At 65.6% G+C, this 18,887-nt stretch carries 18 protein-coding genes and 1 pseudogene; 15 read left to right on the top strand and 4 right to left on the bottom strand.

Annotated features, from left to right (window positions below; genetic code table 11):
- The first annotated feature begins 46 nt into the window (after positions 1-46).
- The 6 genes from DSD28_RS14655 (at position 47) to DSD28_RS14630 (ending at position 8,223) form a co-directional block, all read left to right on the top strand.
- Positions 47-2,137: an acetate--CoA ligase family protein gene (locus tag DSD28_RS14655; protein ID WP_119257137.1), complete on the top strand. Its 2,091-nt coding sequence runs from the start codon at positions 47-49 to the stop codon at positions 2,135-2,137.
- The gene (locus tag DSD28_RS14650; RefSeq protein WP_119257136.1) at positions 2,134-2,916 is read left to right on the top strand and encodes a carnitinyl-CoA dehydratase; all 783 of its coding nucleotides are present in this window, start codon (positions 2,134-2,136) and stop codon (positions 2,914-2,916) included. Before DSD28_RS14655 ends, DSD28_RS14650 begins: the two co-directional genes overlap by 4 nt.
- A 160-nt stretch (positions 2,917-3,076) precedes the next feature.
- Positions 3,077-4,666 (top strand): ABC transporter substrate-binding protein, encoded by a 1,590-nt coding sequence (locus DSD28_RS14645; protein WP_119257135.1) that lies wholly within the window; start codon positions 3,077-3,079, stop codon positions 4,664-4,666.
- Positions 4,666-5,775: an ABC transporter permease gene (locus DSD28_RS14640; protein WP_119257134.1), complete on the top strand. Its 1,110-nt coding sequence runs from the start codon at positions 4,666-4,668 to the stop codon at positions 5,773-5,775. The genes DSD28_RS14645 and DSD28_RS14640 overlap by 1 nt, the downstream gene beginning before the upstream one ends.
- Positions 5,772-6,599 (top strand): ABC transporter permease, encoded by an 828-nt coding sequence (locus tag DSD28_RS14635; protein ID WP_119257133.1) that lies wholly within the window; start codon positions 5,772-5,774, stop codon positions 6,597-6,599. Before DSD28_RS14640 ends, DSD28_RS14635 begins: the two co-directional genes overlap by 4 nt.
- Entirely contained in the window at positions 6,592-8,223 is a 1,632-nt protein-coding gene (locus DSD28_RS14630) for an ABC transporter ATP-binding protein (protein ID WP_119257132.1), read from the top strand. The genes DSD28_RS14635 and DSD28_RS14630 overlap by 8 nt, the downstream gene beginning before the upstream one ends.
- 225 nt (positions 8,224-8,448) lie before the next feature.
- On the opposite strand, the gene DSD28_RS14625 is transcribed toward DSD28_RS14630, so the two are convergent.
- The 4 genes and pseudogenes from DSD28_RS14625 to DSD28_RS14610 all read right to left on the bottom strand — a co-directional run bounded on the left by DSD28_RS14625 (position 8,449) and on the right by DSD28_RS14610 (position 10,785).
- Positions 8,449-8,799, bottom strand: coding sequence for a PAAR domain-containing protein (locus DSD28_RS14625; protein ID WP_119257131.1), 351 nt, complete (start codon positions 8,797-8,799; stop codon positions 8,449-8,451).
- Positions 8,796-9,210 (bottom strand): annotated as a pseudogene (locus DSD28_RS14620) (ACT domain-containing protein). Before DSD28_RS14620 ends, DSD28_RS14625 begins: the two are co-directional and overlap by 4 nt.
- Complete coding sequence (locus DSD28_RS14615) at positions 9,207-10,118, bottom strand: alpha/beta hydrolase (RefSeq protein WP_119257130.1); 912 nt, start codon at positions 10,116-10,118, stop codon at positions 9,207-9,209. The pseudogene DSD28_RS14620 and the gene DSD28_RS14615 overlap by 4 nt, the downstream one beginning before the upstream one ends.
- 19 nt (positions 10,119-10,137) lie before the next feature.
- Positions 10,138-10,785 carry a LysE family translocator gene (locus tag DSD28_RS14610; RefSeq protein WP_119257129.1) on the bottom strand — a complete coding sequence of 216 codons (648 nt, stop codon included), beginning with the start codon at positions 10,783-10,785 and terminating at the stop codon, positions 10,138-10,140.
- A 130-nt stretch (positions 10,786-10,915) separates the two neighbouring features.
- Here DSD28_RS14610 and DSD28_RS14605 point away from each other — a divergent pair, with 130 nt between their 5' ends.
- The 9 genes from DSD28_RS14605 to DSD28_RS14565 all read left to right on the top strand — a co-directional run bounded on the left by DSD28_RS14605 (position 10,916) and on the right by DSD28_RS14565 (position 18,872).
- Positions 10,916-11,824 carry a LysR family transcriptional regulator gene (locus DSD28_RS14605; protein WP_119257128.1) on the top strand — a complete coding sequence of 303 codons (909 nt, stop codon included), beginning with the start codon at positions 10,916-10,918 and terminating at the stop codon, positions 11,822-11,824.
- A gap of 75 nt (positions 11,825-11,899) precedes the next feature.
- A complete protein-coding gene (locus tag DSD28_RS14600; RefSeq protein WP_119257127.1) occupies positions 11,900-12,328 on the top strand; it encodes a hypothetical protein in 429 nt (142 codons plus the stop codon).
- Positions 12,329-12,451: 123 nt separating this feature from the next.
- Positions 12,452-13,612 (top strand): ABC transporter substrate-binding protein, encoded by a 1,161-nt coding sequence (locus DSD28_RS14595; RefSeq protein WP_119257126.1) that lies wholly within the window; start codon positions 12,452-12,454, stop codon positions 13,610-13,612.
- A gap of 185 nt (positions 13,613-13,797) precedes the next feature.
- Positions 13,798-14,793, top strand: a complete 996-nt coding sequence (locus DSD28_RS14590) for an ABC transporter ATP-binding protein (RefSeq protein ID WP_119257125.1) — start codon at positions 13,798-13,800, stop codon at positions 14,791-14,793.
- A complete protein-coding gene (locus tag DSD28_RS14585) occupies positions 14,790-15,740 on the top strand; it encodes an ABC transporter permease (RefSeq protein ID WP_119257124.1) in 951 nt (316 codons plus the stop codon). The genes DSD28_RS14590 and DSD28_RS14585 overlap by 4 nt, the downstream gene beginning before the upstream one ends.
- A complete protein-coding gene (locus DSD28_RS14580; protein ID WP_119257123.1) occupies positions 15,730-16,545 on the top strand; it encodes an ABC transporter permease in 816 nt (271 codons plus the stop codon). The genes DSD28_RS14585 and DSD28_RS14580 overlap by 11 nt, the downstream gene beginning before the upstream one ends.
- Positions 16,546-16,568: 23 nt before the next feature.
- A complete protein-coding gene (locus DSD28_RS14575; RefSeq protein ID WP_119257122.1) occupies positions 16,569-17,996 on the top strand; it encodes a gamma-aminobutyraldehyde dehydrogenase in 1,428 nt (475 codons plus the stop codon).
- Between the two features lie 107 nt (positions 17,997-18,103).
- Positions 18,104-18,277: a DUF1328 domain-containing protein gene (locus DSD28_RS14570; RefSeq protein ID WP_119257121.1), complete on the top strand. Its 174-nt coding sequence runs from the start codon at positions 18,104-18,106 to the stop codon at positions 18,275-18,277.
- 79 nt (positions 18,278-18,356) lie between these two features.
- Entirely contained in the window at positions 18,357-18,872 is a 516-nt protein-coding gene (locus DSD28_RS14565; RefSeq protein ID WP_119257120.1) for a hypothetical protein, read from the top strand.
- Positions 18,873-18,887 lie beyond the last annotated feature (15 nt).

The raw sequence follows: 18,887 nt of genomic DNA, 5'->3' as shown, positions 1-18,887 counted from the left end.
GATGGGCAGCACATCGCCCCATCCAATCTCCCCCCTTGTGGGGGAGATGGCCGGCAGGCCAGAGGGGGGTATCGCCGTGACCCGCTCCCTCGACCGCCTCATCCGTCCGAAATCCATCGCCGTCTTCGGCGGTAAGGAAGCGCGGCGGGTCATCTATCAATGCGACAAGATGGGCTTTTCCGGCGATATCTGGCCGGTGCATCCGCGTGAGGACGAAATCCTCGGCCGCAAATGCTATCGCTCGGTCGCCGATCTGCCCGGCGCGCCGGATGCCTCCTTCGTCGGCGTCAACCGCGAGCTCACCATCGGCATCATCCGTGATCTCGCTGCGCGCGGCGCGGGCGGCGCGGTCTGCTACGCCTCCGGCTTCCGCGAAGCCGTCAGCGAGCTTGCCGACGGCGATGACCTTCAAAGGGCGCTGGTGGAGGCCGCCGGCGACATGCCGATCCTCGGCCCCAACTGCTACGGCTTCATCAACATGCTGGATGGCGCCCTGCTCTGGCCCGACCAGCACGGCATGCTGCGCATCGAAAAGGGCGTCGCCGTCCTGACGCAGTCCTCAAACATCGCCTGCAATGTCTCGATGCAGCAGCGCGGCCTGCCGCTCGCCTATATCCTGACGGCCGGCAACCAGGCGCAGACCGGCCTTGCCGATCTCGCCTGCGCCGTGCTCGAAGACCCGCGCGTCACCGCCGTCGGCCTCCATATCGAGGGCTTTGACAGCATCGCTTCGCTGGAGCGCCTGGGCCTTCGCGCCCGCGAACTGAAGAAGCCGGTCGTCACGCTGAAGGTCGGCAAATCGGAACAGGCGCAGCTCGCCACCGTCTCGCACACCGCCTCGCTCGCCGGCAACGACGCCGTCTCCTCGGCGCTGCTCGCCCGCCTCGGCATCGGCCGTGTCGAGACCCTGCCGGAACTGCTGGAAACCCTGAAGCTTCTGCATGTCGCCGGCCCCCTTTCGAGCCACGACATCTCCTCCATGTCCTGCTCGGGCGGCGAGGCCTCGCTGATGGCGGATGCCGGGGTGAAGCGGAAGGTCGTCTACCGCGACCTGAAGCCGGCGCAGCGCCAGCCGCTGCGCGAAACGCTCGGCCAGATGGTGACGATCTCCAACCCGCTCGACTATCACACCTTCGTCTGGGGCAACCGCGAGAGGCAGACCGCCGCCTTCACCACCATGATGCAGGGCGGCTATGCGCTGAACCTCGTCGTGCTCGATTTCCCCCGTCTCGACCGCTGCGACGCCGCCGACTGGACCACCACCTGCGAGGCCCTGATCGACGCCGCGCGGGCGACGGGCGAAAATGCCGGCATCGTCGCCAGCATGGGCGAGAACCTGCCGGAAGCGACCGCCGAAATGCTGGTGCGAAACGGCGTCGTGCCCTTCTACGGCATCGAGGAGGCGCTTGCCGCCGCCGATGCCGCCGCCGGCATCGGCGAAGCCTGGTCGAAGCCGCTTGCCGCCCCGCTGCTCAAGGCCCCGACCGGCGAAGGCGAGGCGATCACGCTCACCGAGCACGAGGCCAAGCGGGCGCTCGCCACCCATGGCCTTCCCGTCCCGAAGGGCCTCACCGCCGAAACGGCGGAAGCAGCCGCGCAGGCAGCCGAAGCGCTTGGCTTCCCCGTCGTGCTCAAGGGCCTCGGCGTCGCGCACAAGACCGAAGCCGGCGCGGTCAAGCTCAACCTCGCCGGCCGCGAAGCCGTACTCGATGCGGCAAAGGCCATGGCCGGCGTCGCCTCGGGCTTCCTCGTGGAAAAGATGGTGGGCAAACCGGCCGCCGAACTCATCGTCGGCGCCATGCGCGATCCCGTCGCCGGCCCGGTGCTGACCATCGGCGCCGGTGGCATCCTCGTCGAACTGCTTGAGGATTCCGCGATTTTGACCCTGCCGACCGACGAGAAGACGATCCGCGAGGCGATCTCCGGCCTCAAGATCGCCAGGCTGCTGAACGGCTATCGCGGCGCGCCGAAGGGCGATATCGACGCCCTTGTCGCCGCCGTCGCATCAGCGGCATCCTATGTCGTTTCAAACGCTTCAATAATCGAAGAACTGGACGTTAATCCCATAATGGTGCTCCCCGCCGGCGACGGTGTCGTGGCGGCCGATGCACTGATCCGTCTGAGGAAACAATCATGACCGGACCGATACGCCAGCGCCGCGAAGGCGGCATCCTCGAAGTCACGATCGATCGCCCCAAGGCGAACGCCATCGACCTTGCGACCAGCCGCATCATGGGCGAGGTCTTCCGGGAATTCCGCGACGATGACACGCTGCGCGTCGCCATCATCACCGGCGCGGGGGAGAAATTCTTCTGTCCGGGATGGGACCTGAAGGCCGCAGCGGCAGGCGATGCCGTGGACGGCGACTATGGCGTCGGCGGCTTCGGCGGCATGCAGGAACTGCGCGACCTCAACAAACCGATCATCGCTGCCATCAACGGCATCTGCTACGGCGGCGGCTTCGAGATTGCGCTGTCGACCGACCTCATCCTCGCCGCCGAGCACGCGACCTTCGCCCTGCCGGAAATCCGCTCCGGCACGGTGGCCGATGCCGCCTCGATCAAGCTGCCGAAGCGCATTCCGTATCACATCGCCATGGACATGCTGCTCACCGGCCGCTGGCTGGACGTTCAGGAGGCGCATCGCTGGGGCTTCGTCAACGAGATCCTGCCGGCCGACAAGCTCATGGACCGCGCCTGGGAGCTGGCGCGCCTGCTCGAAAGCGGCCCCCCACTCGTCTACGCCGCCATCAAGGAAGTGGTGCGCGCGGCCGAGGGCGACACCTTCCAGGGAACCATGAACAAGATCACCAAGCGGCAGTTCCGCACGGTCGATATTCTCTATTCCAGCGAGGATCAGCTCGAGGGCGCGCGCGCCTTCGCGGAGAAGCGCGATCCCGTCTGGAAGGGGCGATAGGCGGCTTGGCCGGCTCGAGAAAGAAAGGAGATCAGGGAGAAGAATGATCCCGCGCCGGCATAAAAACCGGCCGCAAGGTTGCCTTACAGGCGAAAAACAGAAATTCTGCCAATCACAACGACAAATGCCCGCAAAAGGGCCAGCGAAAGGGAACAGGGGAATGACTGATTACACCAAATACCTCACCGGCCAGGTCACGCTCGGCAAGATGAACCGCCGCGAGTTCATGGGCCGCGCCGCTGCCTTCGGCATCACGCTCGCCGCCGCCGGCACCCTATTCGACACCGCCGCAAAGGCCCAGGAGCCCAAGCGCGGCGGCAACCTCAAGCTCGGCCTCGAAGGCGCAGCCGCCACGGATTCCAAGGACCCGGCAAAGGCGCTCTCGCAGTTCATGTTCGTCGTCGGCCGCAACTGGGGCGACATGCTCGTCGAATCCGAGCCGCTGACCGGCAAGCCCGTCCCGGCGCTCGCCGAATCCTGGGAGCCCTCCGCCGACGCAGCGACCTGGATCTTCAACATTCGCAAGGGCGTGAAATTCCACGACGGCAAGGAACTGACCGTCGACGACGTCGTCAAGACCCTGCAGCGCCACACCGACGAGAAGTCGGAATCGGGCGCGCTCGGCGTCATGAAATCGATCAAGGAAATCAAGACCGACGGCGACAAGCTGGTGCTGGTGCTGACCGAAGGCAACGCCGACCTGCCGCTGCTGCTCACCGACTACCACCTCGTCATCCAGCCGAATGGCGGCCTCGACGACCCGAATGCGCAGATCGGCACCGGCCCCTACAAGGTGACGAGCTTCGAGGCCGGCGTTCGTGCTACCTTCGAGCGCAACAAGGACGACTGGCGCCAGGATCGCGGTTTCGTCGATACGATCGAGATGATCGCGATGAACGACGCGACCGCCCGCATCGCCGCGCTCTCCTCCGGCCAGGTGCACTATATCAACCGCGTCGACCCGAAGACCGTCGATCTCCTCAAGCGCGCGCCGACCGTGGAAATCCTCTCCACCTCCGGCCGCGGCCACTATGTCTTCATCATGCATTGCAACACCGCGCCGTTCGACAACAACGACCTGCGCATGGCGCTGAAATACGCCATGGACCGCGAGACGATGCTGGAGAAGGTGCTCGGCGGCTACGGCAAGATCGGCAACGACTTCCCGATCAACGAGACCTATGCCCTCTTCCCGGAAGGCATCGAGCAGCGCGCCTACGACCCGGACAAGGCCGCCTTCCACTACAAGAAGTCGGGCCACAGCGGCTCGGTGCTGCTGCGCACCTCCGACGTCGCCTTCCCGGGCGCGGTCGACGCCGCCGTCCTCTACCAGGAGAGCGCCAAGAAGGCCGGCATCGAGATCGAGGTGAAGCGCGAGCCGGGTGACGGCTACTGGTCGAACGTCTGGAACGTCCAGCCCTTCTCCACCTCCTACTGGGGCGGCCGCCCGACGCAGGACCAGATGTATTCCACCGCCTATCTCTCGACGGCGGACTGGAACGACACCCGCTTCCAGCGCCCGGACTTCGACAAGATGCTGCTGGAAGCCCGTTCGGAACTCGACGAGGCCAAGCGCAAGGACATGTACCGCACCATGGCCATGATGGTGCGTGACGAGGGCGGCCTGATCCTGCCGATGTTCAACGACTTCGTGAACGCCTGCGGCAAGAACGTGAAGGGCTATGTCCACGATATCGGCAACGACATGTCGAACGGCTATGTCGCAACCCGCGTCTGGCTCGACGCCTGATGACCGGCAACGGACCGGCGCACGGTCCGGAGCTGACAGCGACGGCGGCTGCGGGCGAAGCCCCGCAGTCGGCCGGCGTTGCCGGATCGGTTGCGTCCACCGGAACCCCAGCCATCGAAGCTACGCCTTCGACCTGGGCAAAACTCAGCAAACGCAGCCCGCTGGCTGCGCTCATCCTGCAACGCCTCGCGCTCAGCGTGGCTCTGCTCTTCGCCGTGTCGCTGATGATCTTCGGCGGCGTGGAAGCCCTGCCCGGCGACTTCGCGACGACCTATCTCGGCCAGTCGGCGACGCCCCAGGCGGTGGAGAACATCCGCAAGGACCTCGGCCTCGACCAGCCGGCGACCACCCGCTACTTCAAGTGGCTCGGCGGCGCCGTCCAGGGTGACTTCGGCAAGTCCTGGGCCTCGAAGCAATCGGTCAGCGAGCAGATCGGCAAGCGCCTCGGCAATTCGCTGTTCCTCGCGTTCTTCGCGGCGATCATATCGGTGCCTCTCGCCGTCGGCCTCGGCATGCTCGCGGTGCAGTACCGCAACCGCCTGCCGGACAAGATCATCAACGTCATCTCGCTTGCGGCGATCTCGCTTCCCGAGTTCTTCGTGGGCTACCTGCTGATCCTGTTCTTCGCCGTGCAGATGGGCGTCGCGACCTTCCCCGCGACGGTCTACGACACGATGACGCTCGGCCAGCGGCTGTCGGCCATCGCGCTGCCGACCGCCACCCTCGTCCTCGTCGTGCTCGCCCACATGATGCGCATGACGCGGGCCGCGATCCTCAACGTCATGTCGTCCGCCTATGTGGAGACGGCGGAACTCAAGGGCCTCAGCGGCATCCGGATCATCGCCAGGCATGCGGCGCCGAACGCCGTGGCCCCGGTCATCAACGTCATCGCGCTCAACCTCGCCTATCTCGTGGTCGGCGTCGTCGTCGTGGAGGTGGTCTTCGTCTATCCCGGCATGGGCCAGTACATGGTCGACGCCGTGACGGTGCGCGACATGCCCGTCGTGCAGGCCTGCGGCCTGATCTTCGCCGCCTTCTACATCTTCCTCAACATGTTCGCCGATATCCTCGCGATCGTCGCGAACCCCAGATTGAGGCACCCGCGATGAGACTTTCCACCATCCCAATCAGCGCATGGATCGGCATAATCGGCATCGCCCTCGCCCTCTTCTGCGCTCTCTTCGCCCCCTTCATCGCACCGCATGGCGAAAGCGAGATCGTCGGTTCCGTCTGGCAGCCGATGGGCGGCGACTACCTGCTCGGCACGGACAATCTCGGCCGCGACCTCTTCTCGCGGCTGATCTTCGGCGCCCGCACCACGATCTTCGTGGCGCTGGCGGCAACCGTGCTCTCGTTCTCGCTCGGCATGCTGCTGTCCTTCACGGCGGCGGTGACGGGCGGGTTCATCGACCAGGTCTTCTCGCGCTTCAACGACCTGATGATGGCGATCCCGACGCTGATCTTCGCCCTCGTCGTGCTGGCCGTGCTGCCGCAGCAGCTCTGGATCCTCATCCTCGTCATGGCGATCCTCGACTCGACCCGCGTCTACCGCATCGGCCGCGCCGTCGCGCTCGACGTGGCGGTCATGGAATTCGTGGAGGCCGCAAGGCTGCGCGGCGAACGCACGGGCTGGATCATCTTCCGGGAAATCCTGCCCAACACGCTCTCGCCGCTGCTCGCCGAGTTCGGCCTGCGCTTCGCCTTCTCGATCCTGTTCCTTTCCACCCTCTCCTTCCTCGGCCTCGGCATCCAGCCGCCGGCGGCAGACTGGGGCGGCATGGTGAAGGACAACAAGGACGGCATCATCTTCGGCATTTCGGCCGCCCTCATTCCGGGCGGCGCGATCGCGGGGCTGGCCATCTGCGTCAACCTCGTCGTCGACTGGCTGATGAAACGCACCTCGAGCCTGAAGGGGGGACGCGGCGATGCCTGATCTTCTTTCCGTCCGCAATCTCAAGATCGAGGCGACGAGCTACCCGCCCGGCGAACCGCCGAAGACCGTGACGCTCGTCGAGGGCGTGAACTTCGACGTGCAGAAGGGCAAGGTGCTCGGCCTCATCGGCGAATCCGGCGCCGGCAAGTCCACCATCGGCCTCACCGCGCTCGCCTACGGGCGCGGCGGGGTGCGCATCACCGGCGGCGAGGTGAAGCTCAACGGCGAGGACCTCCTGAAGCTCTCGCCGTCGGGCATCCGCAAAGTGCGCGGCAGCAAGGTCTGCTACGTCGCGCAATCGGCGGCCGCGGCCTTCAACCCCGCCCACCGTCTCGGCGAGCAGGTGATCGAGGCCTCGCTGAAACACGGCATCATGAGCCGGGCGGACGCGGAAAAGCGCGCGCTCTACCTCTTCAAGGTGCTCGGCCTGCCGAACCCGGACACCTTCGGCCAGCGTTATCCGCACCAGGTCTCCGGCGGCCAGCTGCAGCGCGCCATGACCGCCATGGCGCTCTGCCCCAATCCGGAGCTGATCATCTTCGACGAGCCGACCACCGCGCTCGACGTGACGACGCAGATCGACGTGCTCGCCGCCATCAAGCATGCCATCGAGGAAACCCACACGGCCGCGCTCTACATCACCCACGACCTTGCCGTCGTGGCGCAGATCACGGACGACATCCTCGTGCTCCGGCACGGCAAGATGGTGGAATACGGCTCGGTAAAACAGATCATCGAAGAGCCGACGCAGGACTACACCCGGGCGCTGGTCAACGTGCGCGGCACCGGCCGGGACGAAGCGCCCGACCAGACGGACACGCTCCTGAAAGTGGAGAACGTCACCGCCGGCTACTCCAACGGCTTCAAGGTGCTGCAGGACGTGTCCCTGCATCTGCCGAAGGGCCAGACGCTGGCGGTGGTGGGCGAATCCGGCTCGGGCAAATCCACCCTCGCCCGCGTCATCACCGGCCTCCTGCCCCCGCAGGAGGGCACGATCAGCTTCGACGGCAAGCCCTTGCCGAAAGCGCTGAAGGGCCGGTCGAACGACGAGCTGCGCCGCATCCAGATGATCTACCAGATGGCCGACACCGCGATGAATCCGCGCCAGACGGTGCGCGACATCATCGGCCGCCCCCTCACCTTCTACTATGGCCTGCGCGGCCGGGAGAAGACCGAGCGGGTCAAGGAGTTGCTGGACCAGATCGAAATGGGCGGCCGCTTCGCCGATCGCTACCCCGCCGAGCTCTCCGGCGGCCAGAAGCAGCGCGTCGCCATCGCAAGGGCGCTTGCGGCCAAGCCCGAACTCATCCTCTGCGACGAGCCGACCTCCGCGCTCGACCCGCTGGTGGCCGAGGGCATCCTGAAGCTTCTCCTGAAGCTGCAGGAGGAAACGCATGTCTCCTACATGTTCATCACCCACGACATCGCCATCGTGCGCGCGATCGCCGACAGCGTGGCCGTGATGCACCGGGGACGCCTCGTGCGCTTCGGACCTAAATCGAAGGTGCTTTCACCGCCCTTCGACGACTACACGGACCTGCTGCTGAAATCCGTCCCGGAAATGGAGATCGGCTGGCTGGAGCGGGTACTGACGACCCGGCGCATGGAGAGTGCCGGGAATTGATAGAAGGCGGGCGGCTTTAGTCGCCCGTTTTTGTAGCAGCGTAGCCCCTCATCCGGCCTGCCGGCCACCTTCTCCGTGGCTGCGGGCGAAGGAGATATGCCGTGCGCTTTCCCGAATCTTCGGCGCTGCGTGGGGCAAGTCCCCTCTCCCCGCTTGCGGGGAGAGGGTTAGGGTGAGGGGCAACGCCTCAAGCACGACGGCCGGCGCAGGGCACGTGGCCCTCGCTCAATTCTGCGTGCAGGTCACGTCCCCGAGCCGGCTCGCCGATTCCCCCTCGACACTCACCGTCTCGTCGCCGCGCGCCGTGCAATTGCCCTTCTCGCCGACGCCGCTGCGAAACTTCACCATGGGCTGGCCCTCGATCATCACGCTCGGCACGATCTCGTAGAGTTCCGGCGGGCAGTTCACCACGTCGGAAAGGCGCAGCGCCGGGGCGCCGCCGATGAAGACGCTCTTGGAGCCGGACATGGCGCAGGCGGGAATGGGCGCCGGGGCATCGTCGGCAAGAGAGACGGACGGCGCGGCCGCCGCGATGCCGAAGGCCAGGATCGCGGCCGAAAAATGCTGGAATTTCATCTGGTTTCTCCCTTGTCACGCGCCGCGCGGGATAGCGCCCGCAGCGTTTCGAGCGCCCGTTCGGCGTCCCGCTCCGGCACGAATATATGGTCGTGATGGAAGGCGGCAACCACATTGGCGCTGATGCCCGCGCTGGTCCGTGGCGAAGGCCGCCGTCAGCCCCACCGCTTCAAGTGAGGAATGCACCGTGAGCGTGATCATGCGCATCGGCCCGCTGGCGGAAAGCCCGTCGGCGGCGTCAGCCGGCAGGATCAGCGTGATGCCCTCCTCCTCCCGGAAAAGGCCGATCGGCCCGCGCGCAAGATGGGCCGCGATATCGCTGGCCTGCACGCTCGCATAGACGAAACTGCCTGCCACCAGCGCCGGCTCCATGGTCGCCAACAGCTCGTCGAGATCGGTAACGCCGCTCATGGGTGGGCCATCCGGCGCACGGCATCGCAAAGCGCCGCAAAGCCGGCCCTTGCGCCCTCGCTCATGAAACGGGCGCGCAGCCAGGCATGGATCATCTGCTTTTCCTCACGATATTCCACCGGCACGCCGGCAAGGATCAGCCGCGCGGCATAGGCCCGGGCATCGTCACGCAGCGGATCGAAAAAGGCCCCGCTGATAAAGGCCGGCGGCAGGCCGGCGAGACTTTCCGCCCGCGACGGGAAGGCATGTGCCGCGTCCCCCGGCGCCGCATAGACTTCGCGATAATAGGCGACGTCGGCGGTGGAGAGGCCCGGCGCCTCGGCCATTTCCACATAGGAACCGGACACGAGATCGCCGCCAAGGCCGGGATAGATCAATGCCTGCCCGGCTATGCCCTTCAGCCCCTCGTCACGCGCCTTCAGCACGAGGCCAGCCGCAAGATTTCCGCCGGCGCTGTCGCCGATCACGACGACCGGATGGCTTTCCAGCAGAAGCTCGACGAGTACCGCCCAGCAATCGTCGAAGGCGGCGGGCCAGACGTGTTCCGGCGAGAGGCGGTAGTCGACCGAGACGAGTTCCGCCCCGGCCGCCTCGGAAATCTCCGCACAGATGGCGTCGTGGCTTTCGAGCGAGCCGACGACGAAACCGCCACCGTGGATGTAGAGGAGCCGTGTTTCGCTCGCCACCTGCGCGGGGCGATAGCGGCGCACCGGAATGCGCTCGGCCACCAGCCCGTCGCGCTTGACCATGCCGGCCGGCGGCGGCGCATCAAAGGCTGCGCAGAGGGCATCGTACCAGGCGCGCTGCTGGATGATGTCGGCATCGACGGCATCGGCGGGGTAAAAATCCTCGCAGCGTTTGTGGAAGGCGAGAATGCCCGCCTCGGTCGGCACGGGACGATCGGTCATGGCTGGGTTCCGCTGGCGCTCAGGTCTTCTGGAAGGCGAGATTGAGGCCGAGCCCGACGAGGATCGTGCCGCCGACGCGCTGCATCGTCTTCTGCATCCGCACCGAGCCCTTCACGCGGCTCGCGATGACGCCGGCCAGGAACACGCAGACGATATCGGCCGAGGTGAACATAAGATTGACGATGGTGCCGAGAACAAGAAGCTGCATCCAGACCGGCAGGGCCGCGGCGGGATCGACGAACTGCGGCAGGAAGGCAAGGAAGAAGATCGCCGTCTTGGGGTTCAGCACCTCCACGGAAATGCTTTCGACGAAGGCGCGCCAGCCATTCTTGCGCGCCAGTTCCGCCGGAAGCGCGGCTCCCAGATCGCCCATCGGCTCGGCCTTGGCGCGGAACATGCGCACCCCGAGCCAGACGAGGTAGAGCGCGCCGAGCAGCTTGACCGCCAGATAGAGCGCGGGCACGGCATGGAACAGCGCCGTGAGGCCCGCGGCGGCGGCGATCACATGCGCATAGCCGCCGAGGTGGATGCCGAGGCTTGCCATCAGGCCGGAGCGGCAGCCGCGCGCAATCGTCTGCGCCGCCGCATAGAGCATCGCCGGGCCGGGCATATAGGCGAAGACCGCCGTCGTCACGAAAAAGGCAAGCATCATCTCGAACGGCGGCATATCCTCTCCTCCAGGCCTCGTCTCCTGCCTGCGAGCTTATCGCGGAAATGGCGGGCGGGGAACTCTCGGCGGCATTTCATCCGCAGCCATTCGCCTTGCCTCTCCGCCGCCCGTCCTATTAAGTGCCGCCATGGCTTTCACTTTCCGGCAATTGCAGTATTTCGTCGCCGTCGCGGAACAGGGATCCGTGACGCGGGCGGCGCAGAACCTGTCGATCTCGCAATCCTCGATCACCGAGGCGATCAAGGAGCTCGAATCGGATCTCGGCGTCGAACTTTTCGAGCGCCATCCGCGCGGGCTGACGACGACGCATAACGGCCACCAGTTCCTGCGGCATGCGACGAAAATCCTCTCCAATGTCTCGGATGCCCGCCGCTCCTTCTCCGACAACCGGGCGCCGGAAAAGGGCCAGCTCAATCTCGGCGTCACCTCGCTTGTCGCCGGTTACGTGCTGTCGGACCTGCTCTCGCGCTACCGCCGCGCCTTCCCTGGCATCGATGTCAGCGCCATCGAGGACAACGGCTCCTATCTGGAGCACCTGCTGGTCGGCGGGGAACTGGACGTGGCGGTCATGGTCATCTCGAACCTGCGCGACCGCATGGCGCTGCAGGCCGAGATCATCGAGACCTCGCCCTATCGGCTGTGGCTGCCCATCGGGCATCCGCTCGTCTCGGCCGACATCATCTCCGTCAGCGATATTGCGAAGGAACCGCTGATCATGCTGACGGTGGACGAAATCGAGGAGAATACCGGCAAGCTGCTGAGCGCCCTCGGCGCCCGCCCGCATGTCGCCTTCCGCACCCGCTCGGTGGAAGCGGTGCGCAGCCTCGTGGCGACGGGCGCGGGCATCGCGCTGCTGCCCGACCTCGTCTACCGTCCCTGGTCGCTGGAAGGCGACCGCATCGAAAGCCGCGACGTCTCCGGTGCGCTGCCGGTGGTGCAGATCGGCATGGTCTGGCGCAAGGGCTCCGGTCTGTCGCAGGCGGCGCGCGATTTCGTGGGACTGGCGGAAGCGCTCAGAAGCGGGCGCGGGCGCTAACGTAAAAGTATATCAAGGAATGCTGAGTAAGCCGGAGATTGAGATTTTTACTGATCCGGCACCACGAGACGATCGATGAGAATATTTGTCCGGTTGATAACCATCACGATGACAACGGTCCTGTGCATCGTTGTTTTTAGCGCTCTGTTCGAGTTCCTGAACGCACTGCCGAATCTTTCCTGGACACTGCAGCCCCAACGTGGTGAGCTACCTTTTTACTCTGCCTTGCTCTGGGGGGCGGTGCTTCGCGCGCCGGGCTATATCGTCACCGGCACGGTCCCACTGCTGACCATTCTTTCCGTCTTCGAATGGCGAGTGATAAGAAATCGATGGGCCTACCTTCTCCTCTGGTCTGTGGCCGGGATTTTCGTTACCTGCCTGCTGTTCCTGTGGCTTCAGCCGTCCCGCCTCCTCGCCGCAGCCATAGCCGGTTGCGCCGCGGGTTCCCTATACTGGTTGCTTGCCGGCCGTCATGCGGGATTTGCGCCACGGAACGACACTTAACTTCACCATTCGGAATTTCCGATACCGGCATTCTGATTAATGAATTTGCGAAAGCGGCGAAATCGCGGCACCTTTCCTTTCGGGAACAATACCGCTCGAAGCGGATCAAACCGGGAGACTGTCATGAAGCGACTTCTGCATTCCTGCACCGCGCTTACCCTTTCGCTCGCCTTCGCCACCGCCGCCATCGCCCAGGAGCCGCTGAAGGCGCTTGGCCCCGGCGAGGGAGAAGTCTCCATCGTCGCCTGGGCCGGCTATATCGAGCGTGGCGAGACGGACAAGGCCTATGACTGGGTCACCGACTTCGAGAAGAAGACGAGCTGCAAGGTAACGGTGAAGACCGCCGCGACCTCCGACGAAATGGTCGCGCTGATGAACGAAGGCGGTTTTGACCTCGTCACCGCCTCGGGCGACGCCTCGCTCCGCCTCGTCGCCGGCAAGCGCGTCCAGCCGATCAACATCGACCTCATCCCCAGCTGGAAGACCCTCGACGAGCGCCTGCAGAACGCGCCCTGGTACACGGTGAACGGCGTCCACTACGGCACGCCCTATCTCTGGGGGCCGAACGTCCTGATGTACAACACCGAAGCCTTCAAGGGCGAGGCGCCGAAGAGCTGGAAGGTCGTCTTCGAGGAAATGACGCTGCCGGACGGCAAGTCCAACAAGGGCCGCGTGCAGGCCTATGACGGCCCGATCCACATCGCCGACGCCGCCCAGTACCTGATGGCGCACAAGCCGGAACTCGGTATCAAGAGCCCCTACGAGCTGAACGAAGACCAGTACAAGGCCGCGCTCGACCTCCTGCGCGTCCAGCGCACGCTCGTCGGCCGCTACTGGCACGATGCCATGATCCAGATCGACGATTTCAAGAACGAAGGCGTCGTCGCCTCGGGCTCCTGGCCGTTCCAGGTCAACCTGATGAAATCGGAAGGCCAGCCGATCGCCTCGACCTTCCCGGAAGAGGGCGTGACCGGCTGGGCCGACACCACCATGCTGCATGCCGAAAGCCAGCACCCCAACTGCGCCTATATGTGGATGGAGCATTCGCTTTCGGCCAAGGTGCAGGGTGACGCGGCCGCCTGGTTCGGCGCGGTTCCCTCCGTTCCGGCTGCCTGCAAGGGCAATGCGCTGCTGACCGACGAAGGCTGCTCGACCAACGGCTACGACAACTTCGACAAGATCGCCTTCTGGCGCACGCCGACGACGAAGTGCGAAAGCCAGGGCGAGTGCGTGCCCTATCACCGCTGGGTCTCCGACTATATCGGCGTCATCGGCGGTCGCTGAGAACAGCCCCCTCACCCTAACCCTCTCCCCGTGAACGGGGAGAGGGAACGTGCCCCACGACAGGTTTCGCTTCGACGGCAAAGGCCGCAGCGGAAAACGCCTCTTCGTGCCTCCTTCTCCTCGCCTGCGGGGAGAAGGTGCCGGCAGGCGGATGAGGGGCGGAACACAAAACACCGGGAGCCCCCATGACCGCCGTCCTGTTCCAGCAAGTATCCCGCCACTTCGGCGCCGTGCGCGCCGTCGACAGCGTGGATCTCGCCATTGCCGAGGGCGAGTTCTTCGCCATGCTCGGCCCGTCCGGCTCCGGCAAGACGACCTGCCTGCGCCTGATCGCCGGCTTCGAGCAGCCGACCTCTGGCCATATCGAGATCTTCGGCGAGACGGCCGAGGGCGTGCCGCCCTACCGCCGCAACGTCAACACGGTGTTCCAGGACTATGCCCTCTTCCCGCATCTCTCGATCCTGGAAAACGTCGCCTATGGCCTGATGGTCAAGGGCGTCGGCAAGGCCGAGCGGCTGAAGGCGGCGGAAGAGGCGCTCGCCATGGTGAAATTGCCCGGCTACGGCACGCGCCGCCCCGGCCAGCTCTCCGGCGGCCAGCGCCAGCGCGTGGCGCTCGCCCGCGCCCTCGTCAACCGCCCCCGCGTGCTCCTCCTCGACGAACCGCTCGGCGCGCTCGACCTCAAGCTGCGCGAGCAGATGCAGGAAGAGCTGAAATCGCTGCAGAAATCCCTCGGCATCACCTTCGTCTTCGTCACGCACGACCAGGGCGAGGCGCTGTCGATGGCCGACCGCATCGCCGTCTTCAGCGACGGCAAGATCCAGCAGCTCGGCACGCCTGAAGAGGTCTACAAGCGGCCGCAGACACGCTTCGTCGCGGATTTCGTCGGCTCCTCCAACGTGCTGCCGCCGGACTTCGTGGATGGCCTCGGCTACGGCCGGCACTATGCCAGCCTGCGCCCCGAGGACATCGCGCTCGGCGAGGCGCCCGGCCGCAAGCAGTTCACCGGCCGCGTGACGGCCGCAAGCTTCCTCGGCGCGGCGAACCGCGTCACGGTGGAAGCGAACGGCGCGCGCGTCGCCGCCATGCTGCCGGCTTCCATCGCGGTACCCGCCGAGGGCGAGACCGTCACCCTCTCCTTCCTGCCGCAGGACCTGCACACCATGGACGGCGCCCAATGAGCACCGTCACCGACACCTCAATTCTCGCGCGCCGGCAAGGCGCCTTCGGGCAGCTCTCGGATTTCTTCTGGCGCAATCCGGGCATCCTGCTGCTCCTGATGCTGACGCCGCCGCTGCTCTGGCTCGGCGTCATCTATCTCGGTTCGCTCTTCGCGCTGCTCCTGCAGAGCTTCTTCTCGATCGACGACTTTTCGGGGCTGATCAATTACGAGTTCACGCTCGCCACCTACAAGCAGCTCCTCATACCCTCGAACTTCGACATCATCCTGCGCACCGTGCTGATGGCCGCGCTGGTGACGATAGCGTCAGCGATCATCGCCTTCCCCATCGCCTATTATGCGGCGCGCTATGCCAAGGGGAAATGGAAGGTCATCTTCTATCTCGGCGTCATGCTGCCGCTGTGGTCGAGCTATCTCGTGAAAATCTATGCCTGGAAGCTGATCCTTGCCAAGGAAGGCATCCTCACCTGGTTCTTCGCCAAGCTGCACCTGCTGTGGCTGCTCGATGCGTGGCTTGCCCTCCCGGTCGTCGGCGGCTCCTCGCTCTCCATCAGCTATACCGGCACCTTCATCGTCTTCATCTATGTCTGGATGCCCTTCATGATCCTGCCGATCCAGGCCTCGCTGGAGCGCGTGCCGGGCAACCTCATCGAGGCGTCCGCCGACCTCGGCGGCAATCCCGGCCAGACCTTCCGCTACGTGCTGTTTCCGCTGGCGCTGCCCGGCATCATCGCCGGCTCCATCTTCACCTTCTCGCTGACGCTGGGCGATTACATCATTCCGCAGATCATCGGCTCGTCGCGACTGTTCATCGGCCAGGCGGTCTATGCCCAGCAGGGCACGGCCGGCAACATCCCGCTGGCCGCCGCCTTCTCCGTCGTGCCGATCGTCATCATGGGCCTCTATCTCTGGATGGCCAAGCGACAGGGAGCCTTCGATGCGCTCTGACAAGAACACCTCCGCCCCGCTCGGCCTGAAGATCGCCGCCGGCGCCGGCCTTGCCTTCCTGCACCTGCCGATCCTGCTCATCTTCCTCTACGCCTTCACCACGGAGGAGAAGAGCTACCAGTTCCCGCCGCCGGGCTATACGCTGCAATGGTTCGCCGTTGCCTGGAACCGGCCTGATGTCTGGGAGGCGATGGGGCTTTCCGTCCGCGTCGCGTCGATCTCGACGGCCGTCGCGCTGGTGCTCGGCACGCTCTGCGCCGCCGCCGTCTCCCGCACGCGCTTCTTCGGCCGTGAGACGGTCTCGCTGCTGGTGATCCTGCCTATCGCGCTTCCCGGCATCATCACGGGCATCGCGCTGCGCTCGGCCTTCTCCTTCGCGGAGATCCCCTTCTCCTTCTGGACCATCGTGCTCGGCCACGCGACCTTCTGCGTCGTGGTCGTCTACAACAACGCCGTCGCCCGCTTCCGCCGCATCTCCGGCTCGCTGATCGAAGCCTCCATGGACCTCGGCGCCGACAGCTTCCAGACGTTCCGCTACGTCATCCTGCCGAATATCGGCACGGCGCTGCTCGCCGGCGGCATGCTCGCCTTCGCGCTGTCCTTCGACGAGGTGATCGTCACCACCTTCACCGCCGGCCAGCAATCCACCCTGCCGATCTGGATGCTCGAGGAACTCGTGCGCCCCCGCCAGCGGCCGGTGACGAACGTCGTCGCCATGGTGGTCGTGCTCGTCACCTTCCTGCCGATCCTCGGCGCCTACTACCTCACCCGCGACGGCGACCAGGTCGCCGGCGGCGGCAAATGAACCAAACGACAAGGGAGAACATCATGGACACCCAGATGCTGATCGGCTCGCGCTTCGAGGCCGGCACCGAGGCGGAAGAGCACATCCTGAACCCGAAGACCGGCGGCAAGATCGTCGACCTGCCTGAGGCGTCCCATGCGCAGATCGACGCCGCCGTCGACGCCGCCGAGAAGGCCTTCGTCTCCTGGGCGACCACCACGCCCGCCGAACGCTCCGGCTATCTCCTGCGCATCGCCGACGCCATCGAGAAGGACTCGGACGCCTTCGCCGCGCTCGAATCCCTCAACTGCGGCAAGCCGATCAACGCCGCCCGCAACGACGAACTGCCCGCCATCGTCGACTGCTGGCGCTTCTTCGCCGGCGCGATCCGCTCGCTGCACGCCCCGGTCGCCGCCGAGTATCTGCCCGGCTTCACCTCCATGGTGCGCCGCGACCCGGTCGGCATCGTCGGCTCCATCGCGCCGTGGAACTATCCGCTGATGATGATGGCCTGGAAGCTCGCCCCCGCGATCGCCGGCGGCAACACCGTCGTCTTCAAGCCCTCCGAGCAGACGCCGCTGACGGCGCTGAAGATGGCCAAGCTCTTGGCCGACATCCTGCCGGAAGGCGTGGTCAACATCGTGCTCGGTCGCGGCGAGACGGTCGGCAACGCACTGATCAACCATCCGAAGATCAACATGGTCTCCATCACCGGCGACGTCGCCACCGGCAAGAAGGTGCTGGCCGCCGCCGCCAAGACCGTCAAGCGCACCCATCTGGAACTCGGCGGCAAGGCCCCGGTCGTCGTCTTCGACGATGCCGATCTCGAAGCCGTCGTCTCCGGCATCCGCGCCTTCGGCTACTACAATGCAGGGCAGGACTGCACCGCCGCCTGCCGCATCTATGCGCAGGACGGCATCTACGAGAAACTGGTCGCCGACCTCTCGGCCGCCGTCTCGACCATCAAGTACAACGACCCCGACGACACGCAGAACGAGATCGGCCCGCTGATCTCCAGGCGCCAGCGTGACCGCGTGGCGAGCTTCGTAGAGCGCGCCGCCGAGGTGAAGCATATCGAGATCACCGCGGGCGGGCGCCCCGGCAGCGACGACGGCTACTTCTTCCAGCCGACGGTCGTCGCCGGCGCGACGCAGGACGACGAGATCGTGCGCCGCGAGGTCTTCGGCCCGGTCGTCTCCGTCACCCGCTTCTCCGATGCCGAGCAGGCCATCGGCTGGGCCAACGACAGCGACTACGGCCTCGCCTCCTCCGTCTGGACGAAGGATATCGGCAAGGCCATGAAGGCGGCCTCCCGCCTGCAATACGGCTGCACCTGGATCAACACCCACTTCATGCTGACGACCGAAATGCCCCATGGCGGCGTCAAGCAGTCGGGCTACGGCAAGGACATGTCGATCTACGCGCTGGAGGACTACACCGCCGTCCGCCACGTCATGATCAACCACGGCTGACCCTCCCCGCCGCCCTCGCGCGCGGCCACCTGCCGGGGCGTCTCCAGCGCCCCGGAACTTTCTTGCCCTTCACGCGTCTTGCCTTCCATCAAACAGGAGGCACCGCCATGCTGAAATGGGCCTTGATTTTCCTCGTCATCTCACTGATCGCCGGCTTCCTTGGTTTTTCCGGCGTATCGGCCGCGACGGCCACCATCGCGAAGGTCCTCTTCGTGATCGCGCTCGTCATCTTCCTGATTTTCCTGGTTCTTGCCCTGATGGCCGGCAGCGCCGTGGTCTGAGACCGTTCAAGGCGATTTGAAGCCGAATACCCTTCCGGCCGCCCGTCGCGCAGGCTATACCAGTCCCAGGAGGACGGGGATGATCTGGGCATTTGCGGTCGCGGCGGCGGCCATTCTGTATCTCGCATTGCGTTTTCGACGCTTCCAAAGCTGGGTTGAACCCGTTCTGACCATCGTGGTCGCCATCGGCCTTGCCGGCGCGCTTCTCGTCTGGTTCGTCGACGAGCGGGTGCCGTCGAGCGATCCCGCGACACCCGGCAGCACGGCAGCGGCGCTTACCGCCGACGACGTTTCCCTCTCCGAAATGCAGGCGAGCGTCGGCCAGACCAAGACGAGCTACCGCGTCACCGGCCGCCTCACGAACAAGGGCACGATGCCGCTGCAATCCTTCCGGCTCGACGTGGTGCTCTCCGATTGCCCGAACGGCGCCTGCCGCGAGGCGGGCCGCGACAGCGCCCTGATCGTGCTGCGCGTGCTGCCGGGCGAAAGCCAGACCTTCAGCACCTTCGCCGTCTTCCCCGGCCTCGACCTCACCCCCGTCACGACGCCCGAATTCGACTTCGGCGTCAGGGACGTGCGCGCGGCCACCCGCTAGGCATTACACGGAAAA

It is taken from the genome of Shinella zoogloeoides, assembly GCF_003574625.1.
Lineage (GTDB): Bacteria > Pseudomonadota > Alphaproteobacteria > Rhizobiales > Rhizobiaceae > Shinella > Shinella zoogloeoides_A.
The sequence above is the reverse complement of the archived record's forward strand: the minus strand, read 5'-3'. Positions and strand labels throughout refer to the sequence as shown.